We start from the raw sequence: 16,458 nt of genomic DNA on the forward strand, positions 1-16,458 counted from the left end.
GCCTATTGGGGCCCGCCGGGTTTGTGCATCCGTCTTGCCATTCCGGCGAACATTAAAAGCGCTTTGTTTCCAGGCATTTCCGCCATTTTCTCAGGCCGAACAAAGGATTTGACATCAAGCCGTGTGGTTCTGGCGCCCCGACGCTGGCGCTAAGCTTGCGGGAAGTATCCCGCAGGTGACGGTGGCAAGAAAGCCCGGTCACCGGGAAGAGCACGAAGTAAGCCGTAAACCATCGCGCAGGGAAAGCCGGAGTTGCTTCGGTTGACCTGTGGTCCTACCCCCGTGCTTTTTGTTGCACGGGGCCCACGGGTGCAACCGGCACCCGGCTTTCCCTGCGCCCTCTGTTCAATGAGAGGGCGGAAAGTGACGCAAACCTCGGGTGCATCGCGCCGCGAGAACGCGGACTCACACTCTCTCACCACACTCCATCGTCATGCCCGCGAAGGCGGGCATCCAGTACCCGGCGGCCTCTCAACTTAAGCTCGGACGCCTCTGGAATACTGGATCGTCCGGTCAAGCCGGACGATGACAGCGGAGAGCTGTTTGACATTCGAATGAGAACTCTCCGCTCGCAATGACGACGTCATCCCCTGACGACATCGGTCCACACGCGGCAGTACAGGGATACTCCCATGCGACGGCCATTTCGCTTGCTCGATCATGGGTTGCGATGATACCAACCCGGCGGGCAGGAATATTGGTGGCAGGGGGATATGCCAAAGCTGGCGCTTGGCGACCCGGTTGTCTTGCAGATTTGCGGGCCGACCGACGACGGGATACGGAAACCAGCAACGGTTGAAGCCGTTGACGGAGACGAAATCATCGTTGCGGGTCACAGGTTCAGAAACGACGCGCTTCCGCAATGGGACATCGTCGACGAAGGTCGCGCCAAAATCCGGCACATCATTCACGCGCCTGACAGTGCGCGATATCGATAGTCGGCTTGGCGCGAAACTTGCGGCAGGCTGCAAATCGCTGCAGGGCAATTCGCAGCCGCAGCTTCAGTGCGATATTGCGGCAGATGACCGTCGAGCGAATAGACGACGCAAAGCGCGAGGCTGGCCCAGACGGCTGCGCTGAAATAAAGCGACATCCAGGCAATCTCGTCCTTCCAGTGCTCGAAGTCGTGCGTCACGACCCAGCGCGTGCTCACGTCATGGAGCCCCTCGAGAAAACCGAGGAGCTTGCTGCCATTGGCAAGACCCGCCTGCCATCGGCTCAAATACATCGGGACGTCGATCGTAATGAGAAAGGCGAGATAGCCGGCAATTCCCACGATCGCGACGATGAGGGCTACGCGAACCGGGCCGTTGTATTCAGGCACGAGCCGGCAAAGGCCAACGCCAACCGCGAAGAAGGCAATGGCCCATATCGAGTTCTCGATGGCGTTGCCCAGATAGTTGGTGGACACCACCGCGTACCATGAGAAGCACTCGGCAATGAGGATCAGGGGCACGATCAATCGCGCCGCGTTCAAGGTCGTGTCCGCGCCGGCCATCCCGCCGAGCTGGTTCAGGATGATCGCCCATTGCACCGCAAAGCAGATCTCGGCCACGGTTGCCACGGACCGGCCAACGAAGACACTCGACAGCCAGGTGTCGAACAGGCAGATCCGCTGAACATCCGCGCGCGGAAGCAGCGACCTGAATGCGCAGCCAAAGACATAGGCCGCGGAAAGCAGGAACATGGACTCGCTGCCGGAGGTGCTGCCCAAGCTGCCCGGGGGAAGCTTGTGGAACTCGCCGTACAGCAAGAACCAAAGCGCGATGTTGGCGGCGCTGATCAGGGTCAACAGACCCCACCACCGAACCACCGGATTTGGCCGCGCCCGCCACTCCATACTCATGGGGCCTGCTCCCGCGTAGTCGAACTGACATGCAACGGTAGCAATCCTGTCACAAATCGCAACCGATTGCGACGGGAGGAATGGAGGATTGACGGTTCTGTGACGCGGATGGCGTAGCGGGCGGCTTCGAGCGCAATGTGACGGGGATGCTACTTGGCCAACGGTCGTACGACGGGCGCGGCAAAGGCCGGTGCCCAGTTCAGCGCAAGCCGCTGGCCGATCACGATCTCATCGGTCGACATTTTTGAGGCGACTGCGTTGCGGAATCTCGCATAGGCGTCTCGCTCGCGCCCGCTGGTTCGGGCCGCCGCGAGATTGAGCCACTTGTAGGCGAGGACGAAATCCTGCGGAACGCCGTGGCCCTTGTCGTACAGCAGGCCGAGCATGGCCTGCGCGAATGGATTGCCCTGAACGGGCGGCGCGCGCATAGAGATCGGCGGCGGCGTCATAGGCTTGCGGCGCGCCGAAGCCATGCTCATACATGAAGCCGAGCAGGCCGAGCGCAATTGCATTCTCGCGTTCGGCCAGCGGCGCCAACTCCCGGAAGGCGCGAATGTAGTCGCCGCGATGGAATGCAGCGGTCCCGCGCGACAGGCTGCTGGCGGCGACCGGCGCGACGGCCGCCGAAAGAGCAACGGCCAGCAGCGCAAGGAGAAATCGACGCATAGCGCGGACGGTCAGCATGCTGTTGTCCCGCTCAACGGAAGCTAGTGGTGATTGGGGCGTTGGTCGAGGTCGTGGCAATGCTGCCGCGCAATTTCGAGCGAAGTTCTTCCGCCACGACATGCGCGTCGGAGCCGTCGCGGATGATCTGCGGGCGGATGAAGATGATCAGCTCGGTGCGCTGGGTGTTGTTGCTCTGATGTCCGAAGGCATCGCCAAGGCCTGGAATCTGGTCGAGCACCGGAATCGCGTTGCGGCTGCCGTTCTGCTGTTCGCTGATCAGGCCTGCCAGCAGCACGGTCTGGCCGTTCGCCACCGAGATCTGGCTCTTGACCCGCCGCTCCGACACCGTCGGCGTCAGGCTGTTGGCGCTGGCCGCGGGCACATTGCTGATCTCCTGCTCGACGTCCAGCCGGACATTGCCGTTGACGCTGATGCGCGGTGAGACGCGCAGGATGATGCCGGTGTTGCGATAGTCGATCGTATTGACGACGGTGTTGTTCGTCGTCAGCACCGTCGCGCTCCCGGTCGACACCGGCACGACGTCGCCGACCTGCAGCGTCGCCACCTGGTTGTTGATCACCACCAGCGACGGGTTGGAGAGCACCTTGACGCTGGTGACCGCATGCAGCGCATCCAGGATCAGGCTGGGCTGGGTTTCGGACCCGATCAGGAAATTGAAGCCGGGGAAGGCGCGGTTGATGAAGGCGTTGGTGACCGATCCGGCGACGGTGGCGGCGCCCGTCGTCGGGTCGACAACCGTCGTGGGCGCCGTGGCGGCCTGGGTGTTGAGGATGGAGCCCGTATTCGGCTTCAACCCGACATTTCGGCTCATCAGATAGGCCTGCACGCCATAGGACAAGGTGTTGTTCAGCGTGACCTCGGCAATCGTTGCATCGATCGCGACCTGCAACTGCGGCTGGTCGATCTGCACCAGTGTGGATTCGATGATGCGGTAGTTCGCCTGGTCGGCGTAGATCAAGAGCGTGTTGTTGACGGTGTCGGGCGTGATCCGCACGTCCTGCATCATCGGCTGGCCGTTTCCGGAACCGCGGCCGCTGTCGAGCGGAGCACCACCGCCGTTTTGATTGGCGCTGGCCGGCTGCGCGCCGAGTCCGCCGTTCCCGCCGAGGCCGGGCGCGCCGTTCATGCCCATATTGCCGCGAGAGGCAAAGCCGCCGTTTGTGTTTGACCCCAAGTTGCCATTAAGCGAGAGCCGATCCGTAGCGCTTGAAGTTGCCGTGGTTCCAGAACCCGGCGCAATCTGGCTATCGGCACTCTCGGTCAGGCTCGACGAGGAGCCGCCGAGGAACATGTCGGTCAGCACCCGCGCGATCTGGCGGGCATCGCCGAACTTGACGCGATAAACATGGACGGTGGTCCGCGCGGTATCGTTTCGATCAAGGCGCTTGATCCAGGTCGCCGCCGTGCGAAGCATCTCCGGCTTCTTGGTCACGACCAGCACTGCGTTGAGGCGGGCGATGGGGAGGAACTTGATGATGTTCTGGCTGAGGCCGTTCTCGCCGGAATCGACGATCTTCTCCATCTCGGCAATGATCGGCGCGGGCGAGCCGCTTGAGATCGGGAAGATGCCGACGGACTGGCCGCGCATCCAGTCAACGTCGAAGCTAAGCACCGTATCGACCGCGGTGCGACGCTCGGCGCCGGTTCCCTGGATCAGGATGAGATTTCGTGTCGTATCGGCGCGTACGGCGCCGGCCTTGGTGGCGAAGCTGTCCATCAGCTTGAGTAGCGTCTGCGCCGACACATATTGTAATGGCACGACCGAGACGCCGAACCCGGGTTCGGGGTTGCCGCTCGCCGTATCGACCCGTCCGCCGCCGACCGCGTCGCCGAGTGGCGTGAGCCGGTAGCCGGTCGTATCGCGAAGCAGCACGACGCCGCTCAATCTCAAGGCATTCTCCAGCACGAAGACGATGTCCGACTTCGGCACCGGACGGACCGACACCAGGCTCACCGTACCCTGCACGCGCGGGTCGATGGTATAGCCGACATGCAGTATGTCGCCGAGAACAACCTTGGCGACGGTCGCAACCGGCGTGTTCTCAAAGTTCAGATCAAAGCCGTTGCCATTCGCCGTCGGCTGCAGCCGCTCGTCCGACACCGCCGTGACTTCGGATCCCTCATACATCGCTGCGCGAACGCTGCCACTTTGAGCGCCACCAGCGCCCAAAGCGTTTACAGGTTGCGATTGCCGCGGCAACAGATCCAGCGAGCGCACCTTGTCGAGAGATGTCGACTTGAGCCGCATCCACGCCTCCGCCAACCGTTGCGGAATTGCAGGATGCCAACAGCCCCAGCGACAACAAAACAAAGGCGGCACCAATGCCGCCACGAATCCGTTGGTAGCGGCCCAGCTTGCCTACGCGCACCATAAGTCCTTGCCGTTTCCGACTGGAGGATGTTCGACGATCCGCCCCCCTCGAACTATTAGCGAGCGAACATGACAGAAATAAATTGGTTACGTGATTGTTGCCCCGGCCACCATTCTGCGATGGCAGCCGAAGCATGAAAATGAGGCAGTCATTCGGATCAGGAAGGGCAGCCTTAATGTTTCTTGAGCACCCAGCAGGCGCCGCCTTCGTATGCCTGTCACACTTCGGATCGATAACAGCACGCCTGACGTCTGCGCTGCTCCAAACCAATGTGACGGATAAAGACGAAATGGCCAGCGATCGGTCCTCGCAGTTCGTCGACTACCTCCGTCAGAACAAGCATTTGACGCCGGTTGATGGGGAGGCGGATCGGGCGGGACAGGGCGGTTCGGACCGCCGTCACCAAAAAATTTGGGAGATCACCAATCTCTCGCCCGCCGAGTTTGCCGACGAAGCAGCGCGTTTTTTCAGGCTCGACCGCATGACCCTGCAGGAGATGATGTCGGCGGCACCGCTGGTGATGTCGTTCTCGCAGCGCTTCCTGCGCGAGACCATGGTCTATCCGTGCACTACATCCGATGGCGCGATAACGCTCGCGGTCGTCGATCCCACCGATCAGGCGACGCAGCGCGCGGCGCAGATCGTGCTCGGAACCGGCGTCGCGATCAAGATCGCAACCTCGGAGGACATTGCCGTCGTTCTGGATCAACGGCTGAACGTCGATGACACGGACGCAGCCGGACCGGCGGCAGCGCTGCCGCGCGAGGACGACATCGAAAGCCTGCGCGATCTTGCGAGCGGCGCGCCGGTGGTCCGCGCTGTCAATGATCTGCTTGAAAAGGCCGTCGAACTTCGCGCCAGTGATATCCATATCGAGCCGTTCCTCTCCGGCCTCGTGGTTCGCCTGCGCATCGATGGCCTGCTTCGGCCGGTGGCGGCGCTATCCGGCGTGCTGCCCCAGGCCGTCATCTCCCGCATCAAGATCATCGCCAATCTCAACATCGCCGAACGCAGGCTGCCCCAGGACGGCGCGGCGCGGTTGCGGGCAGGGCGTTCCGACATCGATATCCGCGTCGCGATCATGCCGATGCAACACGGCGAATCGGCCGTCATTCGTATTCTGCCGAAGGATCGTGGGCTGCTGGTCGTGGAAAAGCTGGGATTCGCAGCGCCTGACGAAAGCAAGCTGCGGCGGCTGCTTGCGTTGCCGCACGGCATGATCGTCATCACCGGTCCGACCGGCAGCGGCAAGACGACGACCCTTGCGACGATCCTCTCGATCCTCAATGAACCCACGCGCAAGATCCTGACCATCGAAGATCCGGTCGAGTACGAAATTCCGGGCGTCAATCAATCCCAGGTCAAGCCCGCGATCGGCCTGACCTTTGCCACCGCGTTACGCTCGTTCGTGCGCCAGGATCCGGACGTGATCATGGTCGGCGAAGTCAGAGATTCCGAGACCGCGCATGTCGCGGTCCATGCGGCTCTCACCGGCCATCTGGTGCTGACGACGTTGCATACCGAGACGGCGGCTGCGGCGGTGCCGCGCCTGCTCGACCTCGGCGTCGAGAGCTACCTGCTGCGCTCAGTCCTGCGCGGCGTGATCGCGCAGCGTCTTGTCCGACAATTGTGTGAACGCTGCAAATCAGCACGGACGCTTGGACCTGCCGATTTCGCCGAGGATCCGCGGCTTGCCGCATTCGGGTTCCGCACCGGTGAAACGATCCAGGAGCCGTGTGGGTGCGAACGGTGCGGCGGCACTGGCTATCGAGGCCGGCTTGGTGTTTTCGAACTGATCGAAGTCTCCAATGAACTGCGCGAACTGATCGGGGAGAAGACCGACGGACTGAAGATCGATGAGGCCGCGATCCGCGCCGGGATGACGACAATGCTCGACGACGGCATCGCCAAATGCCGCGCCGGGCTGACATCGCCTGCCGAAATTCTCCGCGTCACGACCATGCGGTGACCACGTGCCGAATTTCCGCTACCGCGCCCTGACCCAGAACGGCGAGATCGTAAACGGCACGATCAGTGCACCGACGGCCGCCGAGGTCGCGCGCCGGATCGAATATCTGCGGCTCTTGCCGATCGAAACCATCGAGGACAAACGGGCTTCTCCCAGTGCGGGAGGTCTCGGCCTGTTCGGCCGGCCGAGCGCTGCCGAGATCACCACTTTCACACGCGACCTCGCGCTGCTGCTCAAGGCCGGCGCGCGGCTCGACGATGCCCTTGAGCTGCTATCCAGCGATGCCGATGTCGGGCGGATGCGCCCCGTGGTGGCGAAGATCCGGGCGGCGCTGCTGGCCGGCGAAAGCTTTGCCGATGCGGTGGCAGATCATCCAAGCCTGTTTCCGCCGATGTACGGCGCCTTGGTACGCGTCGGCGAAGTCTCAGGCACGCTCGATTCCGTGCTTGAAATGCTGGGCGCGGAGCGCGCGCGTTCCGAACAGATGCGGCGGAAACTCACCGACGCCATGCAGTATCCCGCCTTCGTATTGGTTGCGGCTTCGGGCGTGATGCTGTTCTTTCTTCTGTTCGTGCTGCCGCAATTCTCGACCGTGCTCGGGGATTTCGGCGCAAAGTCCGACACGGCGCTCGCCACTTTCATCCACCTGTCCGATTTCCTGCGCGCCAATGCTACGGCGGCGATGTTGATATCCGCTGCCGTTATCGCAATCGTCTGGTGGCTGTTGCGCCAGGCAAGCGTGCGCTCGGCAATGGTGAACGCGCTGTCGCAGTTGCCTCTTATCGGCAACATCTTTCAGTTCTATCGCGCCAGCCTGTTCTGCCGCAACCTTGGTGTCCTGCTCGGCAGCGGCGTCAATCTTACGGCCACGCTGCGTATCCTGGTCGACATCATGGCGGTGACGGGCAGCGAAGCAAGCTGGACGGCGGCTGCCGACCGCGTCCGGCATGGCGGTAAGCTGTCGGAGGCGCTTGCCGTTGCGAACAGCCTGCCGCCGATGGCGGTCCGTATGCTTCGGTTGGGTGAGGAAACGGGGCAACTGCCGGTCCTGGCGGGACGGGTCGCCGAATTCTACGAAGCAAAATTGCAGCGCAGCCTTGATCGCATCGTCGGCATCGTTGGACCGCTTGCGATCATCACGATCAGCACCGTCGTCGGCGGATTGATCGTGTCGGTCATGACGGCGCTGCTGTCGGTCACGCAACTTGTCGGTTAGAGCATGATCCGGAAAAGTGGAAACCGGTTTTCCGAAGAGATCATGCTCAAACAAGGAGATGAGATCATGATCCGATTTCGTCTAATCGGATCATGATCGAGAGCAAGGGTTACATCATGATTTCGCTCAAGAGCATCGCTGAATTGCTCGTCGCCCGCGTCGAGCACGGGGGCACCCGCGAGAGAAGCGAGCACGCCTATCTCGGTCAAGAGGGCTTCACGCTGGTCGAAATGCTGGTCGTGATTGCCATCATCGGCCTGATCATGGGCCTGATCGGGCCGCGCGTGCTCAACTATCTCAGCGAATCCAAGGTCAAGGCCGCGCGCATCCAGTTGCAGAGCTTCTCGAGTGCGCTCGACCTGTTCTATCTCGATGCCGGACGGTTTCCTTCGAGCGCTGAGGGACTTGCCGCGCTGGTGCAGCGGACACCGGGGCTTGCCGCGTGGAACGGGCCGTATCTGAAGGGCGGCAATGTTCCGAAGGATCCGTGGAATCACGCCTACGTCTATCGGTCGCCCGGCGAACACGGTCCCTACGACATCGTCTCCTATGGCGCCGATGGCCAGGAGGGTGGCAGCGGCAATTCCGCCGACATTTCTCTCGAAAAGACGACAGCCTCCCGAGATGAATGACGTCACGCAGCGCGGTTTCACCCTGCTGGAGATGGTGTGCGTGCTCGCCATCATCGCATTGCTGGCCGCCGTGCTGCTGCCGTTCATTCCACGCCAGACGTCGCGGTCGCGGCTGCAGGCTTACGCGCTGCAGACCGCGACGCTCCTGAAAGCGGACCGCAACGCCGCCATGAACCGCAATATCAGCATCGCGACGCTGGTCGACGCGCCCAGCCGCGTGATCCATTCCGGCTCGTCGCGATCGACGGTCCGCATTCCCGAGGACGTCCGCTTCGACGCGCTGCTGCCGCAAACCTGCCAACGGCAGGCTGCGCTGTCGACCATTCGCTTCTTCGCCAACGGCAGCTCATGTGGCGGATCCATCGCGTTGACGCGGTTCGACGCCGGCTATGAGATCCGCGTCAACTGGCTCACCGGAAGGGTCGAGGTTGTTTCCCGTGACAGCGCCGCCAACTGATCGCCCCGATGCAGGCTTCACGATCATCGAAGTGCTGGTGGCGCTGGCGGTGGTGGCCGTCTCCATTATCGCGATCGGCGCTGTCATGGCCGGCAATCTGCGCGGCGTGCGGGCATTGGAGCAGCACGTGGCGCTGATGCAGGCGGCGCGCACGTTGATGACCGTGGGCGTTCCGCCTCGCGCGGAATTGCAGCAGGGCACCTCGACGGGCCAGGCCGAGGGTTATCGCTGGACCATCGACGTCAGTCCGCTTGGAGAGGATTGGAATGTTCCTGGCGCCAATGTGCCATGGACGGCCGAGCTGGTGAGGATTCGCGTCAGGTCGCCCACAGGCGGGCTATCCGACGTTCGAACCGTGCGCTTGATGCCGAGGCCATCAGAATGAGCCCTGCATCGGCAACGAAGCGCGCCCATGAGCGCGGATTTACGCTGATAGAGACCATCATCGCGCTGGCGCTGATGGGGCTCTTGCTGTCGGCGCTCGCGACCATCACCGCGCAGTGGCTGCCGAATTGGAACAGGGGATTTGGCCGGATCCAGCGCAGCGAACTGACCGGCATCGCGCTCGAGCGGATTGCCGCGGATCTGGCGGCAGCCGAATTCGTTCCTGCCAACCGCGACTCGCGCCGTCCGCTGTTCGACGGATCGGAGTTGTCCGTCACGTTCGTGCGAACGGCGGTGGGTCCGAACGCCGGGCCGGGGCTCGATGTCGTGCGGCTTGGTGAGACCAGGGAGCGCGGCGAGTTCGTCACGGTCCGCTCGCGAACGCGCTTCACGCCGCTGCCCGTTGGGCTGTCGCTGTCGGAGCAGACGCATCTCGGCGATCCGGTTGTGCTGCTGCGCGCACCCTTTCGTCTGTCATTCGCCTATGCCGGTCCTGATCATGTCTGGAAAAGCTCGTGGCGAAACGCCGACCGGCTGCCGGCGATGATCAAGCTGACGGTGCGTGATGCCGTGAGCCAACGCGTGCTGTCGGTCTCGACGATCGCGCCGGTTCACGTCCAATTGCCGAGCGATTGCACGAAGCCGGACGGCAAATGCGACGACAACAAGGACAACGGGCGCGGCGCGGCCGAGCCTGGAGGACGTGATGACAGCGATCGGCGCACGTAAGTCCGCAGGCGAACGCGGCTTCGTCATCGTCGCCGTGCTTTGGATCCTGGCTGCGCTATCATCCCTGGCGATGGTGTTTGCCGCTTATTTGTCGGCGTCCACGCGGGCGATCGCGGTCAACGAGACAGCGCTGCAGACCGAAGCGCTGGTATCTGCCAGTCTCGAGTTGACCGCGTACCAATTGGCGCTGGCGGACGAATCTGCCAAGCCTCCGCAGGGAGCCTTTCACTTCCGCATGGATGATGCGAGCGTCCAGGTCGCCTTCATTTCCGAGGCCGCCCGCATCGATCTGAATCTCGCTCCCAAGGAGATGTTGGCCGGCCTGTTTGTCACGCTGGGCGCCGGCAAGGATACGGCGATCGAATATGCGGATCGGGTCGTCGGCTGGCGAACCCGGCCCGTTCCCGGTGGCGCCAATGAGGAGGAAGCGCGTTACAATTCGGCCGGCTACTCGCCGCGGCAGGCGCCGTTTACCCATGTCAATGAATTGGCACTGGTCGTCGGCCTGCCGGCCGCATTGGTGGAGCGTGCGCTGCCGTTCGTTACGGTGTTCAATGGATCTCCCGATGTCGATCCGGCGATCGCGGCGCCGGAGGTGATTGAGGCCATGCCCGACAAATCTGCGAACAAGCAAGATCCATTCGGTGGTAGTTCGGCCTCGCTGAACGCCGCCCGGCCGGCGTCGCAGCCGTCCGATTCAGCAAAGAGCGATGCTTCGACGGCGAAGAGTCCTTGTTATCGCGTTGAGACCACGATCCGTTTTCGCAATGGCCGCCGCACCACCTCGGAGATCGTGATTGCCATGGGTGACAAGGTCGAACCCTACCGGGTGCTGTCCTGGCAGGATGACATTGCGCCGCGAAACACCGTAGCGTTCCGTGGGAGAACTTGATGGCAATGATCGCGCAGGCCAGGCAGTGGTTCGAACAATGGATCGGGGCGGTTGCCGGTGCGGTCGATAGCATCGCGGACAGGTTGGTGCGTCAGCGCCGCATCCAGCTCGACGAGAATGCCGACGGGACATTCACCGCCAGCATGGTCGCACCGAAAGACAGCAAGGTTCCGACAGTTCTTTCGTTCCAGATGCAGCACGGCACGCCGGAGCCACCGCTGCCGGCGCAGTGGCGTGCGGCTTTCAAGGGCAGCCGTGTCAAGGTGCAATTGCCGCCCGATCATGTCATGACGCGCCTGCTCGACTTCCCAGGACGCGCGGCCGACTTTCTCGATGGCATGATTCGCTCCCAGGTCGATCGCCTGACGCCATGGGCTGCGGGCGAGGCCGTCTTCGGCTGGAGTTCGCCGGTTCCAGTTGCTGACGATCGAATCGAAGTTGCCTTCAGTGCGACCTCGGCGTCGAAAGTCGATCCGTTGCTGCAGTTGGCTGACAGGCTGGGCGCTGCTTCCGTTGCCATCTATGCGCCGGCTGCGGGCGATAGCGTGCCGGTTGGCGTGAAGCTGCTCGACAAGCGGCTCCGCAGCGCAGCCGGGTCGAATGTGCCGCGTCTGTTGCGCGTCGTCCTGATCTCGACGGGCGTTGCCGCCGCTGCATCGTTGTTCCTGAGCATCTATCTGGGTGGATCGCTGCAATCTGAACAGGAGGATATCCAGCGGCAGATTTCGCAGCGCCGCGCGGCATTGCGGGTTGACGCCAATGGCGTGGGATCCGGGATCGGCCTATTGGCAAAGCGCAAGCAGACGACGCCGTCGAGCGTGATGGTGCTGGAAGCCCTCTCGCGCGTGCTGCCCGATACGACCTATGTGACGGAGCTGCGCGTCGAAGGCGACAAGGTGCAGGTCGTCGGCATGACCCAGGACGCACCGTCGCTGATCCGCCTGATGGAACAGTCGCCGCAGTTCACCCGCGCCACATTTTTCGCTCCCACCACCCGTGCGGCCAACGAGTCGGGCGAGCGCTTTCATGTCGAAGCCAATATATCAGCGTATTTCGGATCCGGCTCATGAACGCATCCGCCCGGTCACTGAAGGCAATCAGCACCTCGCCGTTTGTGGCAGCCGCGACCTATGTCGCGTTGCTGATCCTGCTGCTGTTCGTGGCCATATCGTCGGTATCCGACCTTATCGATCAGCGTAACGAACTCGCCTCGTCGTCGGCGATGCTGGCGCAATTGGAGGGCCGCATGCCGAGAGCGGGCGGCGCGCCCGGTGAGACGATGCCGGCGGGCTCGGCCTATCTCGAAGGCGCCACTGTCACGGTTGCCGGGGCGACGTTGCTGCAGCGCGTGGCAGGTTCGGTGACGAAGTTCGGCGGCAATGTATTGTCGACCCAGCTCGATGTTCCCAACACACCTGCGAAGGCCGGCTTCATCAGTATGGTCGCGAGCTGCGAAATCGAGCAACAACAGCTCCAGCAGGTGCTTTACGACCTTGAGGCCGGTATGCCGTTTCTGTTTATCGACCAGCTCGTCGTGCAGACCATCCTCGAGGGAGCGAACGCGGGTGAAGGTCCGGGCAAGCTGCGCGTGCTGCTGGGTGTCTCCGGACAATGGCGAGGAGCCAAGTAATGCGTTTGGCAGTCATCGTCATGGGCTTCGCGTTGTCACTCCATTCCGCGGCGGCCGCGGCGCCTGATGCATCGAGCGATGCATTGGATGCGGGGCTATTGGATGACACGCGGCTGGGCGGGCCTGTCCTGACATCGCCGCCGCCTTCCGAACCGGTCACGACGGTGCGCGCGGTTCCACCGCAGGCGGCGCCGGCGCGGTCACTTCCAGCCAACCCGTTGTGGGGCATTCCGCTGACACAACTATCCAATACGCGCGAGCGTCCGGTGTTCTCGCCCTCACGGCGGCCGCCGCCCGTGGCCGTCGCCGAGCCTGTGGTCACCAGGCCGCCTCCGCCGCCGCGGAAGAAGGAAGTCGAACCTCCGCAACTATCGCTCGTTGGCACCATTGCCGGGGACGACGAAGGCTTCGGGATCTTCCTCGATCAGTCGACCAATGCTGCGCTGCGGCTGAAGGTTGGTGAGGATTTTCAGGGCTGGAGGCTGAGTGCAATTCACGGACGTGAAGTCACCATGGAGAAGGATGAACAGGGCGCCGTGCTTACGCTGCCGTTGCCAGGCAGCGAAGGCGGCGGCGAGGTCCATATCGTCCCGGTGAGCACGATCAGAACGCCATTGGTGACACGACGCTAGAGCAATTCGGCCCTCCAGCTAGTTCAGTCCGAACCATCGCTGGAAAGCCGACGTCAACAGCAGGCCGAGTGCGAGAAACGGGCCGAATGGCATCGATGTCTGGCGCTTCACTTGGCGTCCGGCGAGCTGCAGGCCGCCGGCCGCCGCAAGCGCAGTCAAGGTGGCAATCAACAGCAGCGTTGGAATGCCGTTGATACCGACCCAGGTCGCGGCGGCTGCGAGAAATTTGACATCGCCGAGCCCGAGCCCCTCGGTTTGTCGCAGTAAAAAATAGAGGCGACGCAACAACAGGAAAATGACTGCAACCGCGGCAGCTTCACCAAGCGCCCCGAAGGCATCCGTCGGGTTCCCGAAGACCATAGCTTGCACAACGCCAAGGATGGAAATCGTAAGATTCAACCCATCGGGAATGATGCCGCGGCGAAGGTCGATCAGTGCCAACGCGCAGCACACCACGCCAAGGGCGGCGTAGAATCCGAGGAACTGCACAGCTTCACTGTCGATTGGCATGATCGCTACGATGAATGACGAAGTGTGTGAGTCCTTACCAGAATTTCCTTCGCGCTCAGCAGCTCAATTTTCAAGCAGCCTGCATAAGTACGACGATCTTTCGGGAATGTGATCGTCGAAAAAGCCCTTCACAGCAGAAAACCGCAACGTGCAATCAGCCTGTCACAAAACCGCATAGGAAGCTGACAATATTTCCCGTCGCTGCGAACGATAGCTGATGCGTGAATGACGGTGAATAAAATGCGAGTGGCGACTTGCCTTGCTCTTCTGGTGATGTTGAGCGGCGTGCGTTGCGCAGACGCCGGAGTCCTTGATGAAGGCGCCGAACGCTATCGGCCTTACATGATCGAAGGCATTGGCAGCGCGCTGGCGGGTGCGCAAGCACTACGCGAAAAGGCTGCAGCAGGGGATCTCGCGGGCGCGAAGAAAGCCTGGATTTCGGCTCGCGCTGGCTGGGAGCGCTCGGAAGTCTTCACGACCGGCTTTGTGCCTGAGCTGGACGCGAAGATCGACGCTTGGCCAAACGCCGACAGCGGGTTCCATGCCATCGAAGCGAAATTGTTCGGCATCGGCCAGACCGACGTCGACAAGGATGCCGCCGCGTTGGTGGAGCATCTGAGCGATCTCCACGCCAAGCTCAAGGATATGCAGCTCACGCCCCAGGGATTGCTGGATGGTACGGCGCGGCTCGCCTACGAGGTCGGGGAAAGCAAGGCTGATGGTGGCGAATCTCGTATCAGCGGCACCTCGCTCGACGACATGCGCAACAACGTCGCCGGCATCGATTTTGCCTACCACACGATCTTCTCCGCCACCCTCAACACGGCGGATGGCAAGCTCGATGAAATGGTGACGACGCGAATCGAGCTGCTTGAAGCGATCGTCGCGGCGCCCGACCTGCCGCATGTCGATATTCCGCGATTGCGCCGCGCCAGCGAGGAGCTGGTAGTGGCGCTGCAGACCGCTTCGGCAAAGCTTGGATTGCAGCGGCCGACGCTGGAGGCCCAGGTGCGATGATCTCGCCTTGGCTGCGGCTCGCGGCGCTTGCGTCTGGTCTGCTCGTCGTCGCGTCGCTTGGATGCGCGCTGGCGTTTCCCGTCGATGGCAATCAAACCGTTCTGCCGACAAGAACCGAGCTGAACGAGGATGCTCTCGACAAGCCGCGCGAAGTGTTTCAATCCGAACGCGCCGGCACCAAATCGTATATGGTGAATCTCGGCGACCTCGCGTTCAATTCACCGGCGATCCTGGGCGAGGTGGCGCGACAGGCCGGTGTGAGCTGCGGTACCTGCCACGTCAACGGCGTGGGTAACGCCAAGTTCTTCATGCCGAAGATGTCGACCCGGCCCGGAAACTTCGACGTCACCGGCCCATTGTTCAATCCGAGGGCGAACAATCTCGTGCTCGATCCCGTGAGGATTCCGAGCCTGCGCGGTGCGCGCTATCTTGCGCCCTATGGGAGCGATGGGCGATCGGCATCGCTGCGCGACTTCATCCGCAACGTCATTGTCAATGAGTTCGCCGGACCTGAGCCGTCGCCGGCGATCATCGACGCCATCGTCGCCTATATCCAGGATATCGACTTCCTGCCCAATCCGAGCCTGGGTCCCGGCGGCCGGCTGGTCGGCAATGTCAGCGAGTCCGAACGTCGTGGCGAAGCCTTGTTCTCCAAGCCATTTCCTCACGATCCCGGCTTGAGCTGCGCCGGTTGTCATGTCCCGTCGGCTGCCTTTGTCGACCACCAGCAGCACGACGTCGGCTCCGGGGGCCTGTTCAAAACGCCGACCCTGCGCAACGCGGACTTCAACGCACCTTATTTCCACGACGGTCGCTTCGACAGCTTCGATCAAGTCGTGGATCATTTCGACCGCGCGTTCGACCTTGGCCTGTCGGTGCAGGACAAGCGCGACCTCGTTGCCTATCTCACCGCCGTCGGAGATGGCATGCAGCCTTATGAGCGCGACGGTGCCGGTGCGACGCTGAAGGAAATCAATGACTTCAACATGGTGCTCGCGACCGCAATTCCTTCGGGCGATAAGACGATCGTCGCGCTTGCCGTCGACACTATCGGCCAGGAGCTGCGTGAGCTCACCGAGCGATATCCCGATCGAAAGAACACCAGCGTGTCGGGCGGCGAGCAGCAGCGAGTCCTGGCGCGCAACAGTCTCAAGGAACTCGTCCTGATGCTACGGCGCATCGACATCGCCGTAGCCGAAGGCCGCAGCGCGGATGCCGCAACTGAGTTCAGGAACTATCGCTATCTCATGGCGGCGGCTATTCCTGCACTGCTGGCGGGTGCTGAACCATGGTCGCTGTTCAATCAGGATGTGCATGACCAGCACTATGCGGCGCTTCGCCAGGTGATGCAGTCGAAACATCTGTCTCACTAGGCCAGTGTTGCGAGGCGTGAACTCGCCTCCGTAGAAATTCTCGCGCGATCGCATCGCGCCTATCACTTCCAAAAATTCTTGTTCGATCTCGGGCGATGAGAACGGCATCGGT

At 62.3% G+C, this 16,458-nt stretch carries 18 protein-coding genes; 13 read left to right on the forward strand and 5 right to left on the reverse strand.

All coding sequences use genetic code 11. From position 1 onward, the window contains the following. Nucleotides 1-476: 476 nt before the first annotated feature. The 3 genes from ACVJGD_RS35425 to ACVJGD_RS35435 all read right to left on the reverse strand — a co-directional run bounded on the left by ACVJGD_RS35425 (nucleotide 477) and on the right by ACVJGD_RS35435 (nucleotide 2,325). Nucleotides 477-911 carry a hypothetical protein gene (locus tag ACVJGD_RS35425; protein WP_456638541.1) on the reverse strand — a complete coding sequence of 145 codons (435 nt, stop codon included), beginning with the start codon at nucleotides 909-911 and terminating at the stop codon, nucleotides 477-479. Beyond that, nucleotides 908-1,846, reverse strand: a complete 939-nt coding sequence (locus ACVJGD_RS35430; RefSeq protein ID WP_456638542.1) for a hypothetical protein — start codon at nucleotides 1,844-1,846, stop codon at nucleotides 908-910. The genes ACVJGD_RS35425 and ACVJGD_RS35430 overlap by 4 nt, the downstream gene beginning before the upstream one ends. Before the next feature lie 149 nt (nucleotides 1,847-1,995). Then, a complete protein-coding gene (locus ACVJGD_RS35435; RefSeq protein ID WP_456638543.1) occupies nucleotides 1,996-2,325 on the reverse strand; it encodes a hypothetical protein in 330 nt (109 codons plus the stop codon). Here ACVJGD_RS35435 and ACVJGD_RS35440 point away from each other — a divergent pair. Next, nucleotides 2,318-2,557 (forward strand): hypothetical protein, encoded by a 240-nt coding sequence (locus tag ACVJGD_RS35440; protein WP_456638544.1) that lies wholly within the window; start codon nucleotides 2,318-2,320, stop codon nucleotides 2,555-2,557. The two genes, ACVJGD_RS35435 and ACVJGD_RS35440, sit on opposite strands and share 8 nt — an antisense overlap. Here ACVJGD_RS35440 and gspD read toward each other — a convergent pair. Next, nucleotides 2,544-4,781 carry a type II secretion system secretin GspD gene (gene gspD / locus ACVJGD_RS35445; RefSeq protein WP_456638545.1) on the reverse strand — a complete coding sequence of 746 codons (2,238 nt, stop codon included), beginning with the start codon at nucleotides 4,779-4,781 and terminating at the stop codon, nucleotides 2,544-2,546. The genes ACVJGD_RS35440 and gspD overlap by 14 nt on opposite strands. A gap of 413 nt (nucleotides 4,782-5,194) precedes the next feature. Between gspD and ACVJGD_RS35450 the strand changes: the two genes are divergently transcribed. From ACVJGD_RS35450 to ACVJGD_RS35495, 10 genes are all read left to right on the forward strand, one after another. Next, a complete protein-coding gene (locus ACVJGD_RS35450) occupies nucleotides 5,195-6,874 on the forward strand; it encodes a GspE/PulE family protein (RefSeq protein WP_456638546.1) in 1,680 nt (559 codons plus the stop codon). A gap of 4 nt (nucleotides 6,875-6,878) precedes the next feature. Continuing rightward, nucleotides 6,879-8,090, forward strand: coding sequence for a type II secretion system F family protein (locus tag ACVJGD_RS35455; protein WP_456638547.1), 1,212 nt, complete (start codon nucleotides 6,879-6,881; stop codon nucleotides 8,088-8,090). Nucleotides 8,091-8,182: 92 nt separating this feature from the next. After that, the gene (gene gspG, locus ACVJGD_RS35460; RefSeq protein ID WP_456638548.1) at nucleotides 8,183-8,722 is read left to right on the forward strand and encodes a type II secretion system major pseudopilin GspG; all 540 of its coding nucleotides are present in this window, start codon (nucleotides 8,183-8,185) and stop codon (nucleotides 8,720-8,722) included. Next, a complete protein-coding gene (locus ACVJGD_RS35465; RefSeq protein WP_456638549.1) occupies nucleotides 8,715-9,179 on the forward strand; it encodes a pilus assembly FimT family protein in 465 nt (154 codons plus the stop codon). Before gspG ends, ACVJGD_RS35465 begins: the two co-directional genes overlap by 8 nt. Further along, nucleotides 9,160-9,564 carry a hypothetical protein gene (locus ACVJGD_RS35470; protein WP_456638550.1) on the forward strand — a complete coding sequence of 135 codons (405 nt, stop codon included), beginning with the start codon at nucleotides 9,160-9,162 and terminating at the stop codon, nucleotides 9,562-9,564. Before ACVJGD_RS35465 ends, ACVJGD_RS35470 begins: the two co-directional genes overlap by 20 nt. Then, entirely contained in the window at nucleotides 9,561-10,292 is a 732-nt protein-coding gene (locus ACVJGD_RS35475; RefSeq protein WP_456638551.1) for a PulJ/GspJ family protein, read from the forward strand. Before ACVJGD_RS35470 ends, ACVJGD_RS35475 begins: the two co-directional genes overlap by 4 nt. Then, complete coding sequence (locus ACVJGD_RS35480) at nucleotides 10,270-11,184, forward strand: general secretion pathway protein GspK (protein WP_456638552.1); 915 nt, start codon at nucleotides 10,270-10,272, stop codon at nucleotides 11,182-11,184. Before ACVJGD_RS35475 ends, ACVJGD_RS35480 begins: the two co-directional genes overlap by 23 nt. After that, on the forward strand, nucleotides 11,184-12,254 hold the full coding sequence (locus tag ACVJGD_RS35485) for a PilN domain-containing protein (protein ID WP_456638553.1): 1,071 nt from the start codon (nucleotides 11,184-11,186) through the stop codon (nucleotides 12,252-12,254). The genes ACVJGD_RS35480 and ACVJGD_RS35485 overlap by 1 nt, the downstream gene beginning before the upstream one ends. Then, nucleotides 12,251-12,814: a type II secretion system protein GspM gene (gspM, locus tag ACVJGD_RS35490; protein ID WP_456638554.1), complete on the forward strand. Its 564-nt coding sequence runs from the start codon at nucleotides 12,251-12,253 to the stop codon at nucleotides 12,812-12,814. Before ACVJGD_RS35485 ends, gspM begins: the two co-directional genes overlap by 4 nt. Beyond that, nucleotides 12,814-13,446, forward strand: a complete 633-nt coding sequence (locus ACVJGD_RS35495; RefSeq protein WP_456638555.1) for a hypothetical protein — start codon at nucleotides 12,814-12,816, stop codon at nucleotides 13,444-13,446. Before gspM ends, ACVJGD_RS35495 begins: the two co-directional genes overlap by 1 nt. Nucleotides 13,447-13,464: 18 nt before the next feature. On the opposite strand, the gene ACVJGD_RS35500 is transcribed toward ACVJGD_RS35495, so the two are convergent. Beyond that, nucleotides 13,465-13,887: a prepilin peptidase gene (locus tag ACVJGD_RS35500; RefSeq protein ID WP_456638556.1), complete on the reverse strand. Its 423-nt coding sequence runs from the start codon at nucleotides 13,885-13,887 to the stop codon at nucleotides 13,465-13,467. Between the two features lie 309 nt (nucleotides 13,888-14,196). Between ACVJGD_RS35500 and ACVJGD_RS35505 the strand changes: the two genes are divergently transcribed. Both ACVJGD_RS35505 and ACVJGD_RS35510 read left to right on the forward strand, forming a co-directional pair. Further along, the gene (locus ACVJGD_RS35505) at nucleotides 14,197-14,973 is read left to right on the forward strand and encodes an EfeM/EfeO family lipoprotein (RefSeq protein ID WP_456638557.1); all 777 of its coding nucleotides are present in this window, start codon (nucleotides 14,197-14,199) and stop codon (nucleotides 14,971-14,973) included. Further along, complete coding sequence (locus ACVJGD_RS35510) at nucleotides 14,970-16,346, forward strand: cytochrome c peroxidase (protein WP_456638558.1); 1,377 nt, start codon at nucleotides 14,970-14,972, stop codon at nucleotides 16,344-16,346. Before ACVJGD_RS35505 ends, ACVJGD_RS35510 begins: the two co-directional genes overlap by 4 nt. Nucleotides 16,347-16,458 lie beyond the last annotated feature (112 nt).

The sequence above is a fragment of the Bradyrhizobium sp. USDA 10063 genome (assembly GCF_054063735.1).

Excerpts from the sequence above, each read along its gene's own strand:
- ACVJGD_RS35430 (WP_456638542.1), bottom strand. The coding sequence starts at position 1,846 with ATGAGTATGGAGTGGCGGGCGCGGCCAAATCCGGTGGTTCGGTGGTGG.
- ACVJGD_RS35440 (WP_456638544.1), top strand. The coding sequence starts at position 2,318 with ATGCTCATACATGAAGCCGAGCAGGCCGAGCGCAATTGCATTCTCGCG.
- ACVJGD_RS35435 (WP_456638543.1), bottom strand. The coding sequence starts at position 2,325 with ATGAGCATGGCTTCGGCGCGCCGCAAGCCTATGACGCCGCCGCCGATC.
- gspD (WP_456638545.1), bottom strand. The coding sequence starts at position 4,781 with ATGCGGCTCAAGTCGACATCTCTCGACAAGGTGCGCTCGCTGGATCTG.
- ACVJGD_RS35450 (WP_456638546.1), top strand. The coding sequence starts at position 5,195 with ATGGCCAGCGATCGGTCCTCGCAGTTCGTCGACTACCTCCGTCAGAAC.
- gspG (WP_456638548.1), top strand. The coding sequence starts at position 8,183 with ATGATCGAGAGCAAGGGTTACATCATGATTTCGCTCAAGAGCATCGCT.
- ACVJGD_RS35465 (WP_456638549.1), top strand. The coding sequence starts at position 8,715 with ATGAATGACGTCACGCAGCGCGGTTTCACCCTGCTGGAGATGGTGTGC.
- ACVJGD_RS35475 (WP_456638551.1), top strand. The coding sequence starts at position 9,561 with ATGAGCCCTGCATCGGCAACGAAGCGCGCCCATGAGCGCGGATTTACG.
- ACVJGD_RS35480 (WP_456638552.1), top strand. The coding sequence starts at position 10,270 with ATGACAGCGATCGGCGCACGTAAGTCCGCAGGCGAACGCGGCTTCGTC.
- ACVJGD_RS35485 (WP_456638553.1), top strand. The coding sequence starts at position 11,184 with ATGGCAATGATCGCGCAGGCCAGGCAGTGGTTCGAACAATGGATCGGG.
- gspM (WP_456638554.1), top strand. The coding sequence starts at position 12,251 with ATGAACGCATCCGCCCGGTCACTGAAGGCAATCAGCACCTCGCCGTTT.
- ACVJGD_RS35495 (WP_456638555.1), top strand. The coding sequence starts at position 12,814 with ATGCGTTTGGCAGTCATCGTCATGGGCTTCGCGTTGTCACTCCATTCC.
- ACVJGD_RS35505 (WP_456638557.1), top strand. The coding sequence starts at position 14,197 with ATGCGAGTGGCGACTTGCCTTGCTCTTCTGGTGATGTTGAGCGGCGTG.
- ACVJGD_RS35510 (WP_456638558.1), top strand. The coding sequence starts at position 14,970 with ATGATCTCGCCTTGGCTGCGGCTCGCGGCGCTTGCGTCTGGTCTGCTC.